This is a genomic window from Nocardioides secundeburneus (assembly GCF_039939255.1).
In the GTDB taxonomy this organism is placed as follows: domain Bacteria; phylum Actinomycetota; class Actinomycetes; order Propionibacteriales; family Nocardioidaceae; genus Nocardioides.
On the sequence record NZ_JBDUUE010000006.1, the window covers coordinates 462392 to 476147 of the forward strand.

A 13756-nucleotide genomic window follows, 5' to 3' on the forward strand; every position below is an offset into this window, starting at 1 on the left:
ACGATGCTCCTGGTACCGAGAGGCGGGCAGCTGGGGGGAACCACGCCGGGCGTGGCTATGGGGGGATCCGCTGACCGTTGCGTACCCCGCGCACGGCGGAGCATGAGCACCCGCACAGGTGACCGACGCGATTGTCAAGTCCTGGCGCGGGGATGCCCGAGGACGCCCGCCCACGGGGGTCAGTAGGGTCGGGTCCATGGACAAGCCCGAGATCGACTTTCCCGACTTCGACCCGCCCGCCGAGCTCGTGGTCACCGACCTGACGGTCGGTGACGGCGCCGAGGCGGCCGCCGGCCAGACCGTGTCGGTGCACTACGTCGGGGTCGCCCACTCCACCGGCGAGGAGTTCGACGCCTCCTACAACCGAGGCACGCCGCTGCAGTTCCGCCTGGGCGTGGGTCAGGTCATCTCCGGCTGGGACACCGGCGTGCAGGGCATGAAGGTCGGTGGACGCCGTCAGCTCGTCATCCCGCCGCACCTCGGCTACGGCGACCGCGGCGCCGGCGGCGTCATCAAGCCGGGCGAGACGCTGATCTTCGTCGTCGACCTCATCGGGGTCAGCTGATCGAGGTCAGCTGATCGGCGACCCGCACGCTCCGGTCGCGCCTCGCGACCGGAGCGTGGTCACCACGGGAAGTCGTCGGGGGTCGAGCCGTCGGCGACGCGGGCCGAGGCCGAGGCCACCTGCACGAGGTCGCCGTTCACCAGCGACCGGCCGCGCCGGGTCTCCGGCTGGCCGTTGACGCGCACGACGCCGCCGGCCAGGAGTGCCTTGGCGTCGGAGCCGGACTCGACGAGGTTGGCGAGCTTGAGGAACTGCCCGAGCTTGATGGACTCGTCGTCGATCTTCACGTTGACCACGTCACTCATGGCTCCAGTCTCCCGCCGCGCCCGGGGATGACAAAACCGGCGTGGCCACCGGGCAGGACCGGTGGCCGACCGCTCACGGGATGAGCACCGAGATCGCGTGGATGAGCAGGCCCACGAGACCACCGACGATCGTGCCATTGATGCGGATGAACTGCAGGTCACGACCGACGTGCAGCTCGATGCGCTCGGCGGCCTCCTTGCCGTCCCAGCGCTCGATCGTGTGGGTGATCACGGTAGTCAGGTCGCGGCCGTAGCGGTCGACGACGAACACCGCGGCATCGGCCGCCAGCCCGTCGAGCCGCGTGCGCAGCGCGTCGTCGTCGGCGAGCCGGGCCGCGAAGCCACGGGCCTCGGTCAGCAGGCGCGTGCGGACGGCGCCGTCGGGGTCGGCGAGCGAAGAGCTCAGCGCGCGTTGCAGCGCCTTCCACAGCGAGATGCCCGAGGTGACGACGGCCGGGTGGTCGAGCATCCGGTCCTTGAGGCGCTCGGCCCGGGCCTGCGTGCCGGGGTCGGTGAGCAGGTCGTCGGCGAGCCGCACCAGCAGCGAGTCGAAGGCGACCCGGGCCCGGTGGTCGGCGTCGTCGCGGATGTCGCGGACCCAGCGCACGATCTCGAGGTGGGCGCGTGCGGTGACCCGCTCGTTGAGGCTGTCGGGCGACCACCACGGCGCCCGCTCGCCGATGACGTCCTGCACCGTGCGCGGGTTGGCCTCCAGCCAGTCGTGCAGCTCCTGCAGCACGAGGTCGACGAGGCCGTGGTGCACGTCGTCGCGCACGGCCTCGGAGAGCAGACCGCCGAGCAACGGGGAGATCGGCTCCTCGTGGAAGCGCGGGACGAGGGCCTCGGTGACCAGGGCCTCGACGTGCTCGTCGCGGACCTTGCCGAGCGCAATGCGGACGACGTCGGCGACCTCGTCGACGACGCGCCGTGCGTTGGCCTCCTCGCCGAGCCAGTCGGCGAGCCGGCCGCTGACCCCGATCGAGCCGATCCGCTCGCGGATGATCGCCTCCTGCAGGAAGTTCTCGCCCACGAAGTCGCGGAGACCGCGCCCGAGGTCGTCCTTGCGGCGCGGGATCAGCGCCGTGTGCGGGATCGGCAGACCGAGCGGGTGCCGGAAGAGCGCCGTCACGGCGAACCAGTCGGCGATAGCGCCGACCATCGACGCCTCGGCCGCGGCATTGACAAAGCCGAGCCACCCGTCCTGCTCGAGCGTGGCCACGTAGACGACGGCGGCCAGCACCAGCAACGACGCGGCGACCGTGCGCATCTTGCGCAGGCCGCGGCGGCGCTCGGCGTCGGCACTGCTGTCGACCAGCGGCGAGGTGGGCGGGCTCGTGGGCGCCCCACCGGGCGGCCGGGGCGGAGGCGTCGTCACGGCGGCGAGTCTTGCGCATCGCAGCCGGTCGGGCCCTCCCCCGCGTGGATCCGCGGCTCGGAGGGCCGTCCGTGGAACACTCTCCCCCATGCCCGAGCCGTCCTCCCCGCCGCGCACCGTCATCACCTTCGGGACCTTCGACGTCTTCCACGTCGGTCACCTGCGAGTCATCGAGCGGGCCGCCGCGCTGGGCGACCGGCTCGTCGTGGGCGTCTCCGCCGACGCCCTCAACCTGCGCAAGAAGGGCCGCGAACCCGTGTTCAGCCAGGCCGAGCGCCTCGAGATCGTCGCCGCGCTCAAGCCGGTCGACGCCGTCTTCGTCGAGGAGAGCCTCGAGCTCAAGCGCGACTATATCCTCGAGCACGCCGCCGACGTGCTCGTGATGGGCGACGACTGGCAGGGCCGCTTCGACGAGTTCGCCGACGTCTGCGAGGTCGTGTATCTGCCTCGCACGCCGGCCATCTCCACCACGGCGCTCATCGAGAAGATCTCCAGCACCACCTGACCCACCCCCGCAGGTCCGACTCCTCTTCCCCGGAGCCTTCCCCTTGTCCTCACTCCCCCGTCCCCGTCCACGCCTGCTCGCCGCGGCCGCCGTCCTGGCGGGGGCGCTGCTGCTGCCCGCCGTACCGGCGACCTCCGGCGCCAGTGCCGTCGCGAGCGCGGTCGCGTCGTCCGCCGACGCAGAGCCGCAGATCGACGCCCCGCCCCTGCTCCGCGCGACCGAGGCCCTGCGCGGCCGGCCGGGCGACCTCGACCGCCCCGAGGCGACGCTGGCGCTGCGCGACCTGTTCCTGGCCCGGCCGGGCCTCGGCGACGACGGCGACAGCCTCGCCGAGAGCCTCCTGGCCCGGCCCACGCACCGCGCCCGCGACCCCTACGGCGACGGGTACACCGTGCCGTCGACCAAGACCTGCAGCCGGCACTTCTGCGTCCACCACGTCACCTCGACCACCGACGCACCGGCCCGGCCCTCGTGGCCGGCCACCACCCTGGCCGTGCTCGAGGACGTGTGGCGACACCACGTCGAGCGCCTCGGCTACCGGCCCCCGGCCCCCGACGGACGGCGCGGCGGCGACGCCCGCTTCGACGTCTACCTCAAGGACGTCGGCAGCCGCGGCGTCTACGGCTACTGCGCCCCCGAGCGCCGCGTGACCGGCAAGCCGAAGCAGGCCAGCGGCTTCTGCGTGCTCGACAACGACTTCGCCCGGTCCCAGTACGGCCGCGCGCCCCGGCAGTCGCTGCGGGTGACCGCCGCCCACGAGTTCTTCCACGCCGTCCAGTTCGCCTACGACTTCGCCGAGGACCCGTGGCTGCTCGAGTCGACCGCGACCTGGATGGAGGAGCGCTACGCCGACGACGTCGACGACAACCGTGCCTACCTGCGCTTCGGCCAGCTCGCCCGCCCCCGCGTGCCGCTCGACCGGTTCGAGCCCACCGGCTACGCCCACTACGGCAACTGGCCGTTCTGGGAGTACCTCGGCCAGCGCTTCGGGACCGACGTCGTGCGCCAGGTCTGGCGTCGTGCCGGCACCGGCGGCCTGCCCGACGACGACTCCGCACAGGCCCTGCGGCACGTCCTGGCGAAGCGCGGCGGGCTCCCCCGGGTCTTCGCCGACTACGCCTCGGGCAACACCGTGCCCGCGCGCACCTACCCCGAGGGCTCGGTCTACCCGGCGGCCCCGGTCGCCGTCCGGCGCCTCGGCGGCGCGCAGCGCCGGACCACCGTGGTCTCCCGGCTCGACCACCTCACCTCCCGCTCGGTGCGGCTCGTCCCCGACGCGTCGTTGCGACCCGGCACCCGGTTGACGATCACGGTGAAGGGCCCGGTCGCCCGGCGCTCCCCGGCCGTCGCCCTGCTCGTCGTCGGCGCCGACGGCACGGCCACCCGTCGTCCGATCGCGCTCAACCGCAACGGATGGGGCCGGGCCGTGCTCCGCCTCGACCCTGGCTCCGTGGCCTCGGCCACCGTCACGCTGGCCAACGCCTCGACGCGCTACCGCTGCGACCGCGGGACGACGTTCGCGTGCCGCGGCACGCCGGTCGACCAGCGCCAGCGCTTCGAGCTCAAGGCGTTCGTGCGCTGACCGATGGCCGCACGGCCGACGTCGTGAACCGACCCACCGAGCGCCAGCCCAGCCGCTCGTAGAGGGCCTGGCCGTCGGTGGTGGCGACCAGCAGGCCCTCGACGCCTCCGCGTCGCGCGGCGTGCTCGGCCAGCGCGGTCATGACGAGCGTGCCGAGGCCGCGGCGCCGGTGGGCGGCGTCGGTGCCGATGCGGTCGAAGACCACGTCGGTGCCGACGAGGCCCACCTGGCCCTGGGCCGCGATGCGGACGTCGCCCTCGCCCGCGACGGTGGCGAGCAGCCGGTCGCCGTCGTCGACGAGCCGTACGCACGGGTCGGGTGCGGTGCCGTCGTGCACCGGCGTGCGCACCATCAGCGCGTCGCGGGCGGCCAGCGCCACGAGTCCCGGCGGCACGACCGGCTCCGAGTCCGGCGCCGTCATCACCGAGACCCACAGGTCGCCGGCGGCGACCACCTCCGCCCCCACGGCGGCCAGCGTGGCGTCGTCCGGCTCGACCAGCAGCAGCTCGGCGCGGCGCTTGTCGTCGCCGACGTCGACGATGAGCACGCCGTCGGGGCGCTCGGCGACGCTCATCCGTCGCGACGCCGCCCAGCCCTCGGCCCAACGCCGGGTGAGCCCGGCGAGATCGGCGAGATCGGCGGGCTCGGTGCTCACCGGCGCGAGTAGTCGCGGAAGCCGCGCTTGGTCTTGCGCCCGAGGTAGCCGGCCGTGACCAGGTGCTCGAGCAGCGGCGCCGGCGCGAAGCCGGGCTCGCGGAACTCCTGGTAGAGCTCGCGCTGGATGGCGAGCGAGACGTCGTTGCCGACGACGTCGAGCAGCTCGAACGGACCCATCGGCAGCGCGCAGCCCTGCTTCATCGCGGTGTCGATGTCGTCGGCCGTGGCGTAGTGCGCCTCGAGCATCTTGACGGCGTCGTTGAGGTAGGGGAACAGCAGCGCGTTGACGATGAACCCGGCACGGTCGCCGCACGAGACGGCGACCTTGCCGACCCGGGCGCACAGCGCCCGGGTGGTCTCGGTGACGTCGTCGTCGGTCGAGACCGTCGAGACGACCTCGACGAGCTTCATGACGGTCGCCGGGTTGAAGAAGTGCATGCCGATGACGTCCTGCGGACGGTTGGTCACCCGCGCCATGGCGATGATCGGCAGCGACGAGGTGGTGGTGGCCAGGATCGCGCCGGGCTTGCAGATCTCGTCGAGGTTCTCGAACAGGGTGGTCTTGATCGCGAGGTCCTCGGCGATGGCCTCGACGACGAGATCGACCGACCCGAGGTCCTCGAGCGAGGTCGTGCCCGTGACCCTGGCCAGCGCCTCGGCCTTGGCCTCCTCGGTGCTGCGGCCGCGCTGGATCTGCTTGTCGAGGTTCTTGGCGATCGCGGTGACGACGCCGTCGACCTTGTCCTGGCTGCGGCCGACGTAGAGCACGTCGAAGCCGGCCTTGGCGAACACCTCGACGATGCCCGAGGCCATCGTGCCGGTGCCGACGACGCCGACCTGGCGCACGTCGTGCTTGAGCTGCGGCGCCTCGTCGGCCGACGGGGTGCGGTCGTCGGCCACCACGACCGGGCTGTCGGGCGCCTCGTAGGTGTAGAAGCCACGGCCGGTCTTGCGACCGAGCAGCCCCGCGGTGACCATCTGCTTGAGGATCGGCGTGGGCGCGTGCAGCCGGTCCCGACCCTGGCGGTACATCGTCTCGAGGATCTCGTAGGCGGTGTCGAGGCCGATCAGGTCGAGCAGTGCGAGCGGGCCCATCGGGTAGCCGCAGCCGAAGCGCATGCCGGCGTCGATGTCCTCGCGGGTGGCGTAACGGCCCTCGTACATCGAGGCCGCGTGGTTGAGGTAGCCGAAGAGCAGGGTGTTGGCGATGAAGCCGGCCTTGTCGCCGCACACGACGGGCGCCTTGCCGAGCGAGACGAGCAGCGCCTGCACGTCGTCGAGCACCGACGGCTCGGTGACGACGGTGCGCACGACCTCGACGAGGTCCTGCACGGGCGCGGGGTTGAAGAAGTGGACCCCGACGACGCGGCCCGGCGCCGGCGTCGCCGACGACAGCTCGGTGACCGAGAGCGAGGAGGTGTTGGTGGCCAGCACGGTCTCGGGGGCAACGATGCCGTCGAGCTCGCGGAAGATCGCCTTCTTGACCTCCATCGACTCCACGACCGCCTCGATCACCAGGTCGGCCCGGGCGAGGTCCTTCAGCTCGGTCGAGAAGGAGATCCGGGCCAGCAGGTCGGCCTGCTCGGCCTCGGTGAGCTTCTCGCGCCGCACCGCGCGCCCGGTGGAGTGCTCGAGGTGCTGGCGGCCGCGGGCGACGCCGTCGTCGTTCAGCTCGACCCCGACGACCGCGTAGCCGTTGCGGGCGAAGACCTCGGCGATGCCGGCTCCCATGGTGCCCAGACCGACGACGCCGATCGTGGTGAAGGTGCGGGACGCGGGCGCGGGCTCGGTGCTCGTCATGGCGGGATCATGGCACGCAGCACGCGCGACCGGGACCCATGTTCACTCGCCGGTAACTTAACTCACACGGGTCGGACGACAGGACGCTCCATGACGAGCCGCGGGCCGGCGTCGTCGAGGCCGAGCCGCCGCTCGCGGGCCCGCAGGTCGGCCTGGAAGGGCTCGAGCCGTTCGACCTCGGCGAAGCCCAGGCCCGCGTAGAACGGCCCGTTCCACGGCACGTCGCGGTAGGTGCACAGCGACATCCGGTCGAAGCCTGCCCACCTCGCCTCCTCCATGGCCGCGCGGACGAGCGCCGTCCCGATGCCCCGGCGGTGGTGCGACGGCAGCACCGAGAGCTGCTCGAGGTGGGCGTGCAGGTCGTACGGGACGACGTGGACGAACCCCACGAGGCGACGGTCCTCGGCGGCGACGAGCAGGAAGCCGTGCCCGTCGCGCTCGGCACCGCTCGGCGCGGGCGCGGTGAGGGCCGGCACGCCGCGACCGGCGAAGTGCTCGACGAACATCGGCCCGCCGGCGTCCTCGATCGCGGCGAGACGGCGCAGGTCGGAGGGCCGGGCCGGCCGGACGAGCGTCACCACGGGATCCACCAGAACTCCCCACCCGGTTTCAACAGCAGGACGAGGGGGCAATACGTTCGACGACGCCCGGGAAGCTACCCGGGCGTCTCGACGTGAAAGGACCCCCGAGATGCTCCACCTTGCCACACGCCGTCTCCTGCCCGCCGCCGGTGCCCTCGCCCTGGCCGCCTCGCTCACCGCGTGCGGGGGCGGTCCGGGCGACGACGCCCCCACCGACGCCTCGCAGGAGGAGTTCTGCTCGATGCTGCTCGACGAGCGCGGCTACCTCACCGGCACCGACCTCAACGTCGACGACGTCAACGCCTGGGCCGAGGACCTCGCCGAGGTCGGCACCCCGGAGGGCCTCGACGGCGACGCCCGTGAGGGCTTCGAGATCTTCGTCAACGAGCTCGCCGACGCCAGCGAGGACGACATCGAGGACAGCGCCGACGGCCCGAAGGTCAGCGACGACGACTACGACAAGGTCCAGGCGTTCGTCAACAGCGACACCGTCGCCCAGTGCGCGCCCGACCCCTCGGCCGAGGCGCCGAGCGACGCGCCCAGCTGATCGAGCGCTGAACCCCGGGGCCGCCGGCCCCGATCGACCACGCCCGTCGGGGGCGGCGCCACGGCGCCGCCCCCGACGCGTAGATTCACCCCTCGTGAGACTCGTCGTGGCCCGCTGTCAGGTCGACTACGCGGGACGGTTGACCGCCCACCTGCCGATGGCGACCCGGGTGCTGATGATCAAGGCCGACGGGTCGGTGCTCGTCCACTCCGACGGCGGCTCGTACAAGCCGCTCAACTGGATGAGCCCGCCGTGCACCTTCCGCGAGGGCACCACCGACGACGGCGTCGTCGAGTGGACCGTGACGAACCCCAAGACCGACGACACCCTGCGCATCCTGCTGGAGGAGGTCGTCCACGACTCCTCCCACGAGCTCGGCATCGACCCCGGCCTGCAGAAGGACGGCGTCGAGAAGCACCTCCAGGAGCTGTTGGCCGAGCACCCCGCCTCCCTCGCCGACGGCCTGACCCTCGTGCGCCGCGAGTTCCCGACGGCGATCGGCCCCGTCGACCTGATGTGTCGCGACGCCGCCGGGCTCAGCGTCGCCATCGAGATCAAGCGCCGGGGCGAGATCGACGGCGTCGAGCAGCTCACCCGCTACCTCGAGCTGCTCAACCGCGACCCGCTGCTGACCGGCAACGGCGCCGTCCGCGGGATCTTCGCCGCCCAGGAGATCAAGCCGCAGGCGCGCGTGCTGGCCACCGACCGAGGCATCGCCTGCGCCGTCGTCGACTACGACGCGCTGCGGGGCATCGACGACTCCGAGCACCGGCTCTTCTGAGCCGCGGGCACCTCGTGCGCATCTTCCACATCGCCACCGTCCCCGACTGGGAGGCCGCCCGCGCCTCGGGCGCCTACACGACGTCGACCCGAGGCCGCACGCTCGCCGAGGAGGGCTTCATCCACGCCAGCCGCGGCGACCAGTGGCAGGCGGTGCGACAGCGCTACTACGCCGACGTCACCGAGCCGCTCGTGCTGCTCGTGATCGACCCCGACCTGCTCACCTCGCCGGTCGTCGTCGAGCCCGCCGTGCCGGGTGGCGGCCAGACCTTCCCCCACGTCTACGGGCCGATCGACCCGGCCGCGGTCGTGCAGACGATCGCCCTCGACCCCGACGTCACGGCCGTCCCGACCCCGGTTCCGGCCACGACCCCGGCTCCGGACCCCGCCACGGCGGAGCCCGCCGAGTCGTTCAGCCGCGTCTACCTGCGCGAGATGTTCCGCAACGTGGCGATCGCCAGCGGCGTGCTCCTCGTCGTCGTGCTGTGCACGCTGGTCGGGCGGGCCGTCGAGCCCGAGTGGGGGCCGATCACGGGCGCGCTCGTGGGCTTCGTGGTCGGGGTCGTCGCGGTCCGTCTCGTGACCCGGCGGTCGCTACGGTGACGAGCATGAGTGCTCGTCGGGCCCTGGCCGCCGCCGCGGTCCTCGCCGGCTCCGTGCTGCTCGGCGCGTGCGGCGGCGACGTCCAGGACACCGCGTGCAGCGACTTCACCGCCATGTCGGCGTCAGACCGCCGCGACCTGCTGGTCGAGCTCGCCACCGACGCCGGCTCCGACAACGAGACGTTCCTCGACGCCAGCACCGACGACCAGGACGCCGCCGTCGACGTGCTCGTCACCGCGTGTGCCGACGCCGACGGCGACCCCACGATCGACGACGTGCTCGACCCGCTGATCGACTGAGCGACGTCCGCCCGGGGCGGGCCGCAGTATGAGCCCGATCACGTTCGACCGCCAGAGCCCTTGGCGTGGTTTGCCCCGGTCGCGAACGGGCTAGGTTCACCCGCGTGAACCTCTCCCAGACCCCCTCCCGTACCCGCCTGACGACCCTCGGCGCCTCCATCGCCGCGGTCGTCCTCTCCGTCTCGCTCTCCGCCTGCGGCGGTGACGAGCTCGACGAGAACACCACCTGCGACGAGCTGACCAGCATGTCGACCGACGAGGTCTTCGACGCCTTCAAGGAGGCTGCCGAGAACGAGGGCGGCGAGCAGGGCGACGCCGCCGTCGAGGCCATCGAGTCCGTGCCGGACGACCAGCGCGACACCTTCGCCGACACGCTGAAGGGCGCCTGCGACGGCGAGGACGGCGACACCAAGCTCGAGGACCTCAGCGCCTTCTGAGCCGACCGGCTACCCGACGACGTCGACGACGTCGTCGGCACACCCCCACGACAACGTGACACCAGCACCACCGTGCCCGTAGCAGTGCACCACCCGGCCGACCCGCTCGAGACGTACCGCGGGTCGGCCGGGCCGTAGTCCGACCTTGTGCCGCACGACGCGCGCCTCGGCGAGCTCCGGTACCAGCCGGCTCGCCCGGCGCAGCAGCTCCTGCGCGACCTCCGGCGACGGCGTCCGGCTCCACTCGCCCTCGTCGGCCGTGCCGCCGACGACGATCTCGTCGCGCCGCGGGACGACGTAGGTCGGGCCGCGCCCGTCGAGCGCCCAGCGGTCGAGCGCGACGCCGTCGACCACCACCACCTGGCCGGCGACCGGCACCACGCTGCGGTCGTCGCCGAGCAGGCGCGCACCGAGCCCGGAGCAGTTGACGACGAGGTCGCCGTGCGCGGGGAGCGCGCCGAGGTTGAGCCGCGTCAGGGTGCCGCCGAGCGCCTCGACGCCGGCGACGAGCCAGCGCAGGTAGTACGGCATGTCGACGACGGGCGCGGTGACCTCCCCCCGCTCGGCGTCGTGCCCGGGCAGCAGGCGGACCCCGTGGTCGCCGCCAGCGCTGGCGGCGATCTCGGCGAAGACGGCCTCCGAGCGCGCCGTCCAGCGCTCGACGAGGTCGACCGGCCCGGCGCGGTAGGGGTGCACGAGCGCGGCCGCGACGACCGAGGTGGTCTCGAGCGGCAGGTCGCGGGCGACGACGTCGACGCGGTGGCCGGCCTCGAGGAGCCGGACCGCGACGGTCAGGCCGACGACGCCGGCTCCCACGACGATGACCCGGCTCATGGCAGCGGGCCCCGTCTCAGGCGCCGGCGATGCGCGGCGCGGTGGCGTCGGTGCCCTCGCCGCCCTGCTCGCGCGCGACGTAGTCCTCGATGTCGTCGATGTCGTCGGCGTTGCGGTTGACCACGGCGAGCAGGTCGCTCATGGTGGCGACCTCCTCGACCTGCTCCTTGATGAACCACTGCATGAACTGCTCGGCGGCGAAGTCGGACTCCTCGCGGGCCGTGCGGAGCAGCTCGTTGATCTGCTCGGTGACCCGCTTCTCCTGCGCCAGCGCGAGCTCGACGGGGGCGACGACGCCCTCGAACGACGGCACGGGCGCCTCGACGCCGGGGATGACGACCTCGCGGTCGGTGTCGAGGAGGTACTGCACCATCATCATGGCGTGGTCGCGCTCCTCGAGCGCCTGGGCGTAGAACAGGGCAGCCATCTGCGGCATGGTCAGGGCGTCGTAGTGCACGGCGATGCCGACGTACTGGTTGTGCGCGGCGAGCTCGTTGCCGATCTGGGCGTTGAGCAGTGCGGCGAACCGGGAGGTGGACACGGGGGTGGCTCCTGTCGGTGGGGCAGCAGACCAGACGTGGGGTCAGGCGGCCTTGGCGAGCTTCTTCTTGGTGACCTTCGTGCCGTCGAGGCGGACGAGCACGCGGCGCTTCACCGTATAGCCCGCGGGCAGGGTGCCCTCCTTCAGCATCCGCAACGGGCAGCGGCCGCACTTCTTGCGCGACTCGCAGCACTTCAGCTTCGGCAGCTTGGCGACCTTGCCCTTGGCCTTGTCCTTGCCCACACAGCCAGGGTAGGCCACCGAGGCCAGCCTTACCTACGTGAGGTGGGCCTCAGTCGAGCTCGTGCGCGGCCCGGATGACGTCGACGATGCCGCCCATGATCTCGGTGAGGCCGAAGTCCTTGGGCGTGTAGACGGCGGCGACACCGGCCTCGACCAGGCGCCGGCCGTCGGAGTCGGGGATGATGCCGCCCACGATCACCGGCACGTCGTCGAGGCCGGCGGCCCGCAGGCCCTCGAGGACGGCGGGCACCAGCTCCATGTGGCTGCCGGAGAGGATCGAGAGCCCGACGCAGTGCACGTCCTCGGCGACCGCGGCGTTGACGATCTGCTCGGGCGTGAGGCGGATGCCCTGGTAGATCACCTCGAAGCCGGCGTCGCGTGCCCTCACGGCGACCTGCTCGGCGCCGTTGCTGTGGCCGTCGAGCCCGGGCTTGCCGACCAGCAGCCGCAGCCGCCCGCCGAGCTCGTCGCCGGTGGCCCGGACCCGCTCGCGCACCTCGGTGAGCTCGGCCCCGGCCTCGGCGACCCCGACGGCGCCGCTGACGCCGGTGGGGGCGCGGAACTCGCCGAACACCTCACGCAGGGTGGCGGCCCACTCCCCCGTGGTCGCGCCGGACCGCGCGGCCTCGAGGGTGGCACCCATCAGGTTCTCGTCGGTCTTGGCCACGGTGGCGAGGCGGGCGAGGGCGGCGGCGACGGCGTCGTCGTCGCGCTGCTCCTTCCACTCCTCCATCGAGGCCAGTGCCGCCGCCTCGGCCTGCGGGTCGGCGGCCATGATGGCCTCGTCGAGGTTGGCGGTGAGCGGCGACGGCTCGGTGGTCTCGTAGCGGTTGACGCCGACGATGACCTCCTCGCCGCTCTCGATGCGAGCCCGGCGGGCCGCATGGGCGCTGACGAGCTCCTGCTTCATGTAGCCCGACTCGACGGCGGCGATCGCACCGCCCATGGCCTGCACGCGGTCCATCTCGGCCTTGGCGCCCTCGACGAGGCTGGCCACCTTGGCCTCGATGACGTGGCTGCCGTCGAAGATGTCGTCGTACTCGAGCAGGTCGGACTCGAAGGCCAGCACCTGCTGCAGTCGCAGCGACCACTGCTGGTCCCACGGGCGCGGCAGGCCGAGCGCCTCGTTCCAGGCGGGCAGCTGCAGGGCGCGGGCACGGGCGTTCTTGCTGAGCGTGACGCCGAGCATCTCGAGCACGATGCGCTGCACGTTGTTCTCGGGCTGGGCCTCGGTGAGGCCGAGCGAGTTGACCTGGACGCCGTAGCGGAAGCGCCGCATCTTCGGGTCCTGGACGCCGTAGCGCTCGCGGGTGATCTCGTCCCACAGCTGGTTGAAGGCCCGCATCTTGCAGGTCTCCTCGACGAAGCGCACGCCGGCGTTGACGAAGAAGGAGATGCGCCCGACGACCTTCTCGAAGTCGGCCTCGTCGACCTGCCCGGAGCCCTTGACCTGGTCGAGCACGGCGATGGCGGTGCACAGTGCGTAGGCGAGCTCCTGCGTGGGCGTCGCCCCGGCCTCCTGCAGGTGGTAGCTGCAGATGTTGATCGGGTTCCACTTGGGGATCTGGTGGACCGTGTAGGCGATCATGTCGGCGATCAGCCGCAGGGAGTGCTCGGGCGGGAACACGTAGGTGCCCCGCGACAGGTACTCCTTGATGATGTCGTTCTGCGTGGTGCCCGCGAGCTGGTGGGCGACCTCCTCGGGCGACAGGTCGGGGTTCTGCTCCTCCGCCGTCACCTGGTACAGCGCGAGCATCCACATCGCGACGGCGTTGATCGTCATCGAGGTGTTCATCTCGGTGAGCGGGATCGACTCGAACAGCGTGCGCATCTCGCCGAGGTGCGGCACCGGGACGCCGACCTTGCCGACCTCGCCGCGCGACATCACCGAGTCGGGGTCGTAGCCGGTCTGGGTCGGCAGGTCGAAGGCGACCGACAGACCGGTCTGCCCCTTCGCCAGGTTGCCGCGGTAGAGCGCGTTGGACGCCTGCGCCGTCGAGTGGCCGGCGTAGGTGCGCATCACCCAGGGCTTGTCCTTCTGCGTCATGCAGCGCAGCCTAGGACCGTGGTTACCGACTGTTAACCTGTTCGCGAGTGAACTA

General features: G+C 72.2%; 17 protein-coding genes. 8 read left to right on the top strand and 9 right to left on the bottom strand.

Features of this window, described 5'->3' with window-relative positions; translation table 11 throughout:
• The first annotated feature begins 196 nt into the window (after positions 1-196).
• Positions 197-565 carry an FKBP-type peptidyl-prolyl cis-trans isomerase gene (locus tag ABFT23_RS18540; protein ID WP_347897853.1) on the top strand — a complete coding sequence of 123 codons (369 nt, stop codon included), beginning with the start codon at positions 197-199 and terminating at the stop codon, positions 563-565.
• A gap of 59 nt (positions 566-624) precedes the next feature.
• Here ABFT23_RS18540 and ABFT23_RS18545 read toward each other — a convergent pair whose 3' ends face one another.
• Both ABFT23_RS18545 and ABFT23_RS18550 read right to left on the bottom strand, forming a co-directional pair.
• On the bottom strand, positions 625-870 hold the full coding sequence (locus ABFT23_RS18545; RefSeq protein ID WP_347897855.1) for an RNA-binding S4 domain-containing protein: 246 nt from the start codon (positions 868-870) through the stop codon (positions 625-627).
• Positions 871-943: 73 nt separating this feature from the next.
• Positions 944-2245 carry a DUF445 domain-containing protein gene (locus ABFT23_RS18550; RefSeq protein WP_347897857.1) on the bottom strand — a complete coding sequence of 434 codons (1302 nt, stop codon included), beginning with the start codon at positions 2243-2245 and terminating at the stop codon, positions 944-946.
• A gap of 88 nt (positions 2246-2333) precedes the next feature.
• Here ABFT23_RS18550 and ABFT23_RS18555 point away from each other — a divergent pair, with 88 nt between their 5' ends.
• Together ABFT23_RS18555 and ABFT23_RS18560 are read left to right on the top strand one after the other, a co-directional pair.
• Positions 2334-2750 carry an adenylyltransferase/cytidyltransferase family protein gene (locus tag ABFT23_RS18555; protein WP_347897859.1) on the top strand — a complete coding sequence of 139 codons (417 nt, stop codon included), beginning with the start codon at positions 2334-2336 and terminating at the stop codon, positions 2748-2750.
• A 43-nt stretch (positions 2751-2793) separates the two neighbouring features.
• Complete coding sequence (locus ABFT23_RS18560; RefSeq protein WP_347897861.1) at positions 2794-4332, top strand: MXAN_6640 family putative metalloprotease; 1539 nt, start codon at positions 2794-2796, stop codon at positions 4330-4332.
• Here ABFT23_RS18560 and ABFT23_RS18565 read toward each other — a convergent pair.
• The 3 genes from ABFT23_RS18565 to ABFT23_RS18575 form a co-directional block, all read right to left on the bottom strand.
• The gene (locus tag ABFT23_RS18565; protein ID WP_347897862.1) at positions 4313-4987 is read right to left on the bottom strand and encodes a GNAT family N-acetyltransferase; all 675 of its coding nucleotides are present in this window, start codon (positions 4985-4987) and stop codon (positions 4313-4315) included. The two genes, ABFT23_RS18560 and ABFT23_RS18565, sit on opposite strands and share 20 nt — an antisense overlap.
• The gene (locus ABFT23_RS18570; RefSeq protein WP_347897864.1) at positions 4984-6789 is read right to left on the bottom strand and encodes a 3-hydroxyacyl-CoA dehydrogenase family protein; all 1806 of its coding nucleotides are present in this window, start codon (positions 6787-6789) and stop codon (positions 4984-4986) included. Before ABFT23_RS18570 ends, ABFT23_RS18565 begins: the two co-directional genes overlap by 4 nt.
• A 62-nt stretch (positions 6790-6851) precedes the next feature.
• Positions 6852-7367 carry a GNAT family N-acetyltransferase gene (locus ABFT23_RS18575; protein ID WP_347897866.1) on the bottom strand — a complete coding sequence of 172 codons (516 nt, stop codon included), beginning with the start codon at positions 7365-7367 and terminating at the stop codon, positions 6852-6854.
• Between the two features lie 112 nt (positions 7368-7479).
• Here ABFT23_RS18575 and ABFT23_RS18580 point away from each other — a divergent pair, with 112 nt between their 5' ends.
• The 5 genes from ABFT23_RS18580 to ABFT23_RS18600 all read left to right on the top strand — a co-directional run bounded on the left by ABFT23_RS18580 (position 7480) and on the right by ABFT23_RS18600 (position 10036).
• Positions 7480-7917, top strand: coding sequence for a hypothetical protein (locus ABFT23_RS18580; RefSeq protein WP_347897868.1), 438 nt, complete (start codon positions 7480-7482; stop codon positions 7915-7917).
• A 94-nt stretch (positions 7918-8011) separates the two neighbouring features.
• Positions 8012-8698 carry an endonuclease NucS gene (gene nucS, locus ABFT23_RS18585; protein ID WP_347897870.1) on the top strand — a complete coding sequence of 229 codons (687 nt, stop codon included), beginning with the start codon at positions 8012-8014 and terminating at the stop codon, positions 8696-8698.
• Positions 8699-8712: 14 nt separating this feature from the next.
• Entirely contained in the window at positions 8713-9300 is a 588-nt protein-coding gene (locus ABFT23_RS18590) for a DUF952 domain-containing protein (protein WP_347897872.1), read from the top strand.
• Between the two features lie 5 nt (positions 9301-9305).
• Complete coding sequence (locus ABFT23_RS18595) at positions 9306-9599, top strand: hypothetical protein (RefSeq protein ID WP_347897873.1); 294 nt, start codon at positions 9306-9308, stop codon at positions 9597-9599.
• A gap of 104 nt (positions 9600-9703) precedes the next feature.
• Positions 9704-10036 carry a hypothetical protein gene (locus ABFT23_RS18600; protein WP_347897874.1) on the top strand — a complete coding sequence of 111 codons (333 nt, stop codon included), beginning with the start codon at positions 9704-9706 and terminating at the stop codon, positions 10034-10036.
• Between the two features lie 9 nt (positions 10037-10045).
• On the opposite strand, the gene ABFT23_RS18605 is transcribed toward ABFT23_RS18600, so the two are convergent.
• The 4 genes from ABFT23_RS18605 to ABFT23_RS18620 are packed head-to-tail and all read right to left on the bottom strand — an operon-like array spanning position 10046 to position 13701.
• Positions 10046-10870 (bottom strand): FAD-dependent oxidoreductase, encoded by an 825-nt coding sequence (locus ABFT23_RS18605; protein WP_347897876.1) that lies wholly within the window; start codon positions 10868-10870, stop codon positions 10046-10048.
• Between the two features lie 16 nt (positions 10871-10886).
• Positions 10887-11411, bottom strand: a complete 525-nt coding sequence (locus ABFT23_RS18610) for a ferritin (protein WP_347897877.1) — start codon at positions 11409-11411, stop codon at positions 10887-10889.
• A gap of 42 nt (positions 11412-11453) precedes the next feature.
• Positions 11454-11654 (bottom strand): hypothetical protein, encoded by a 201-nt coding sequence (locus tag ABFT23_RS18615; protein ID WP_347897879.1) that lies wholly within the window; start codon positions 11652-11654, stop codon positions 11454-11456.
• A 49-nt stretch (positions 11655-11703) separates the two neighbouring features.
• Positions 11704-13701, bottom strand: coding sequence for a protein meaA (locus ABFT23_RS18620; protein WP_347897881.1), 1998 nt, complete (start codon positions 13699-13701; stop codon positions 11704-11706).
• Positions 13702-13756: the final 55 nt, after the last annotated feature.

Excerpts from the sequence above, each read along its gene's own strand:
- ABFT23_RS18540 (WP_347897853.1), top strand. The coding sequence starts at position 197 with ATGGACAAGCCCGAGATCGACTTTCCCGACTTCGACCCGCCCGCCGAG.
- ABFT23_RS18545 (WP_347897855.1), bottom strand. The coding sequence starts at position 870 with ATGAGTGACGTGGTCAACGTGAAGATCGACGACGAGTCCATCAAGCTC.
- ABFT23_RS18555 (WP_347897859.1), top strand. The coding sequence starts at position 2,334 with ATGCCCGAGCCGTCCTCCCCGCCGCGCACCGTCATCACCTTCGGGACC.
- ABFT23_RS18570 (WP_347897864.1), bottom strand. The coding sequence starts at position 6,789 with ATGACGAGCACCGAGCCCGCGCCCGCGTCCCGCACCTTCACCACGATC.
- ABFT23_RS18580 (WP_347897868.1), top strand. The coding sequence starts at position 7,480 with ATGCTCCACCTTGCCACACGCCGTCTCCTGCCCGCCGCCGGTGCCCTC.
- ABFT23_RS18595 (WP_347897873.1), top strand. The coding sequence starts at position 9,306 with ATGAGTGCTCGTCGGGCCCTGGCCGCCGCCGCGGTCCTCGCCGGCTCC.
- ABFT23_RS18605 (WP_347897876.1), bottom strand. The coding sequence starts at position 10,870 with ATGAGCCGGGTCATCGTCGTGGGAGCCGGCGTCGTCGGCCTGACCGTC.
- ABFT23_RS18620 (WP_347897881.1), bottom strand. The coding sequence starts at position 13,701 with ATGACGCAGAAGGACAAGCCCTGGGTGATGCGCACCTACGCCGGCCAC.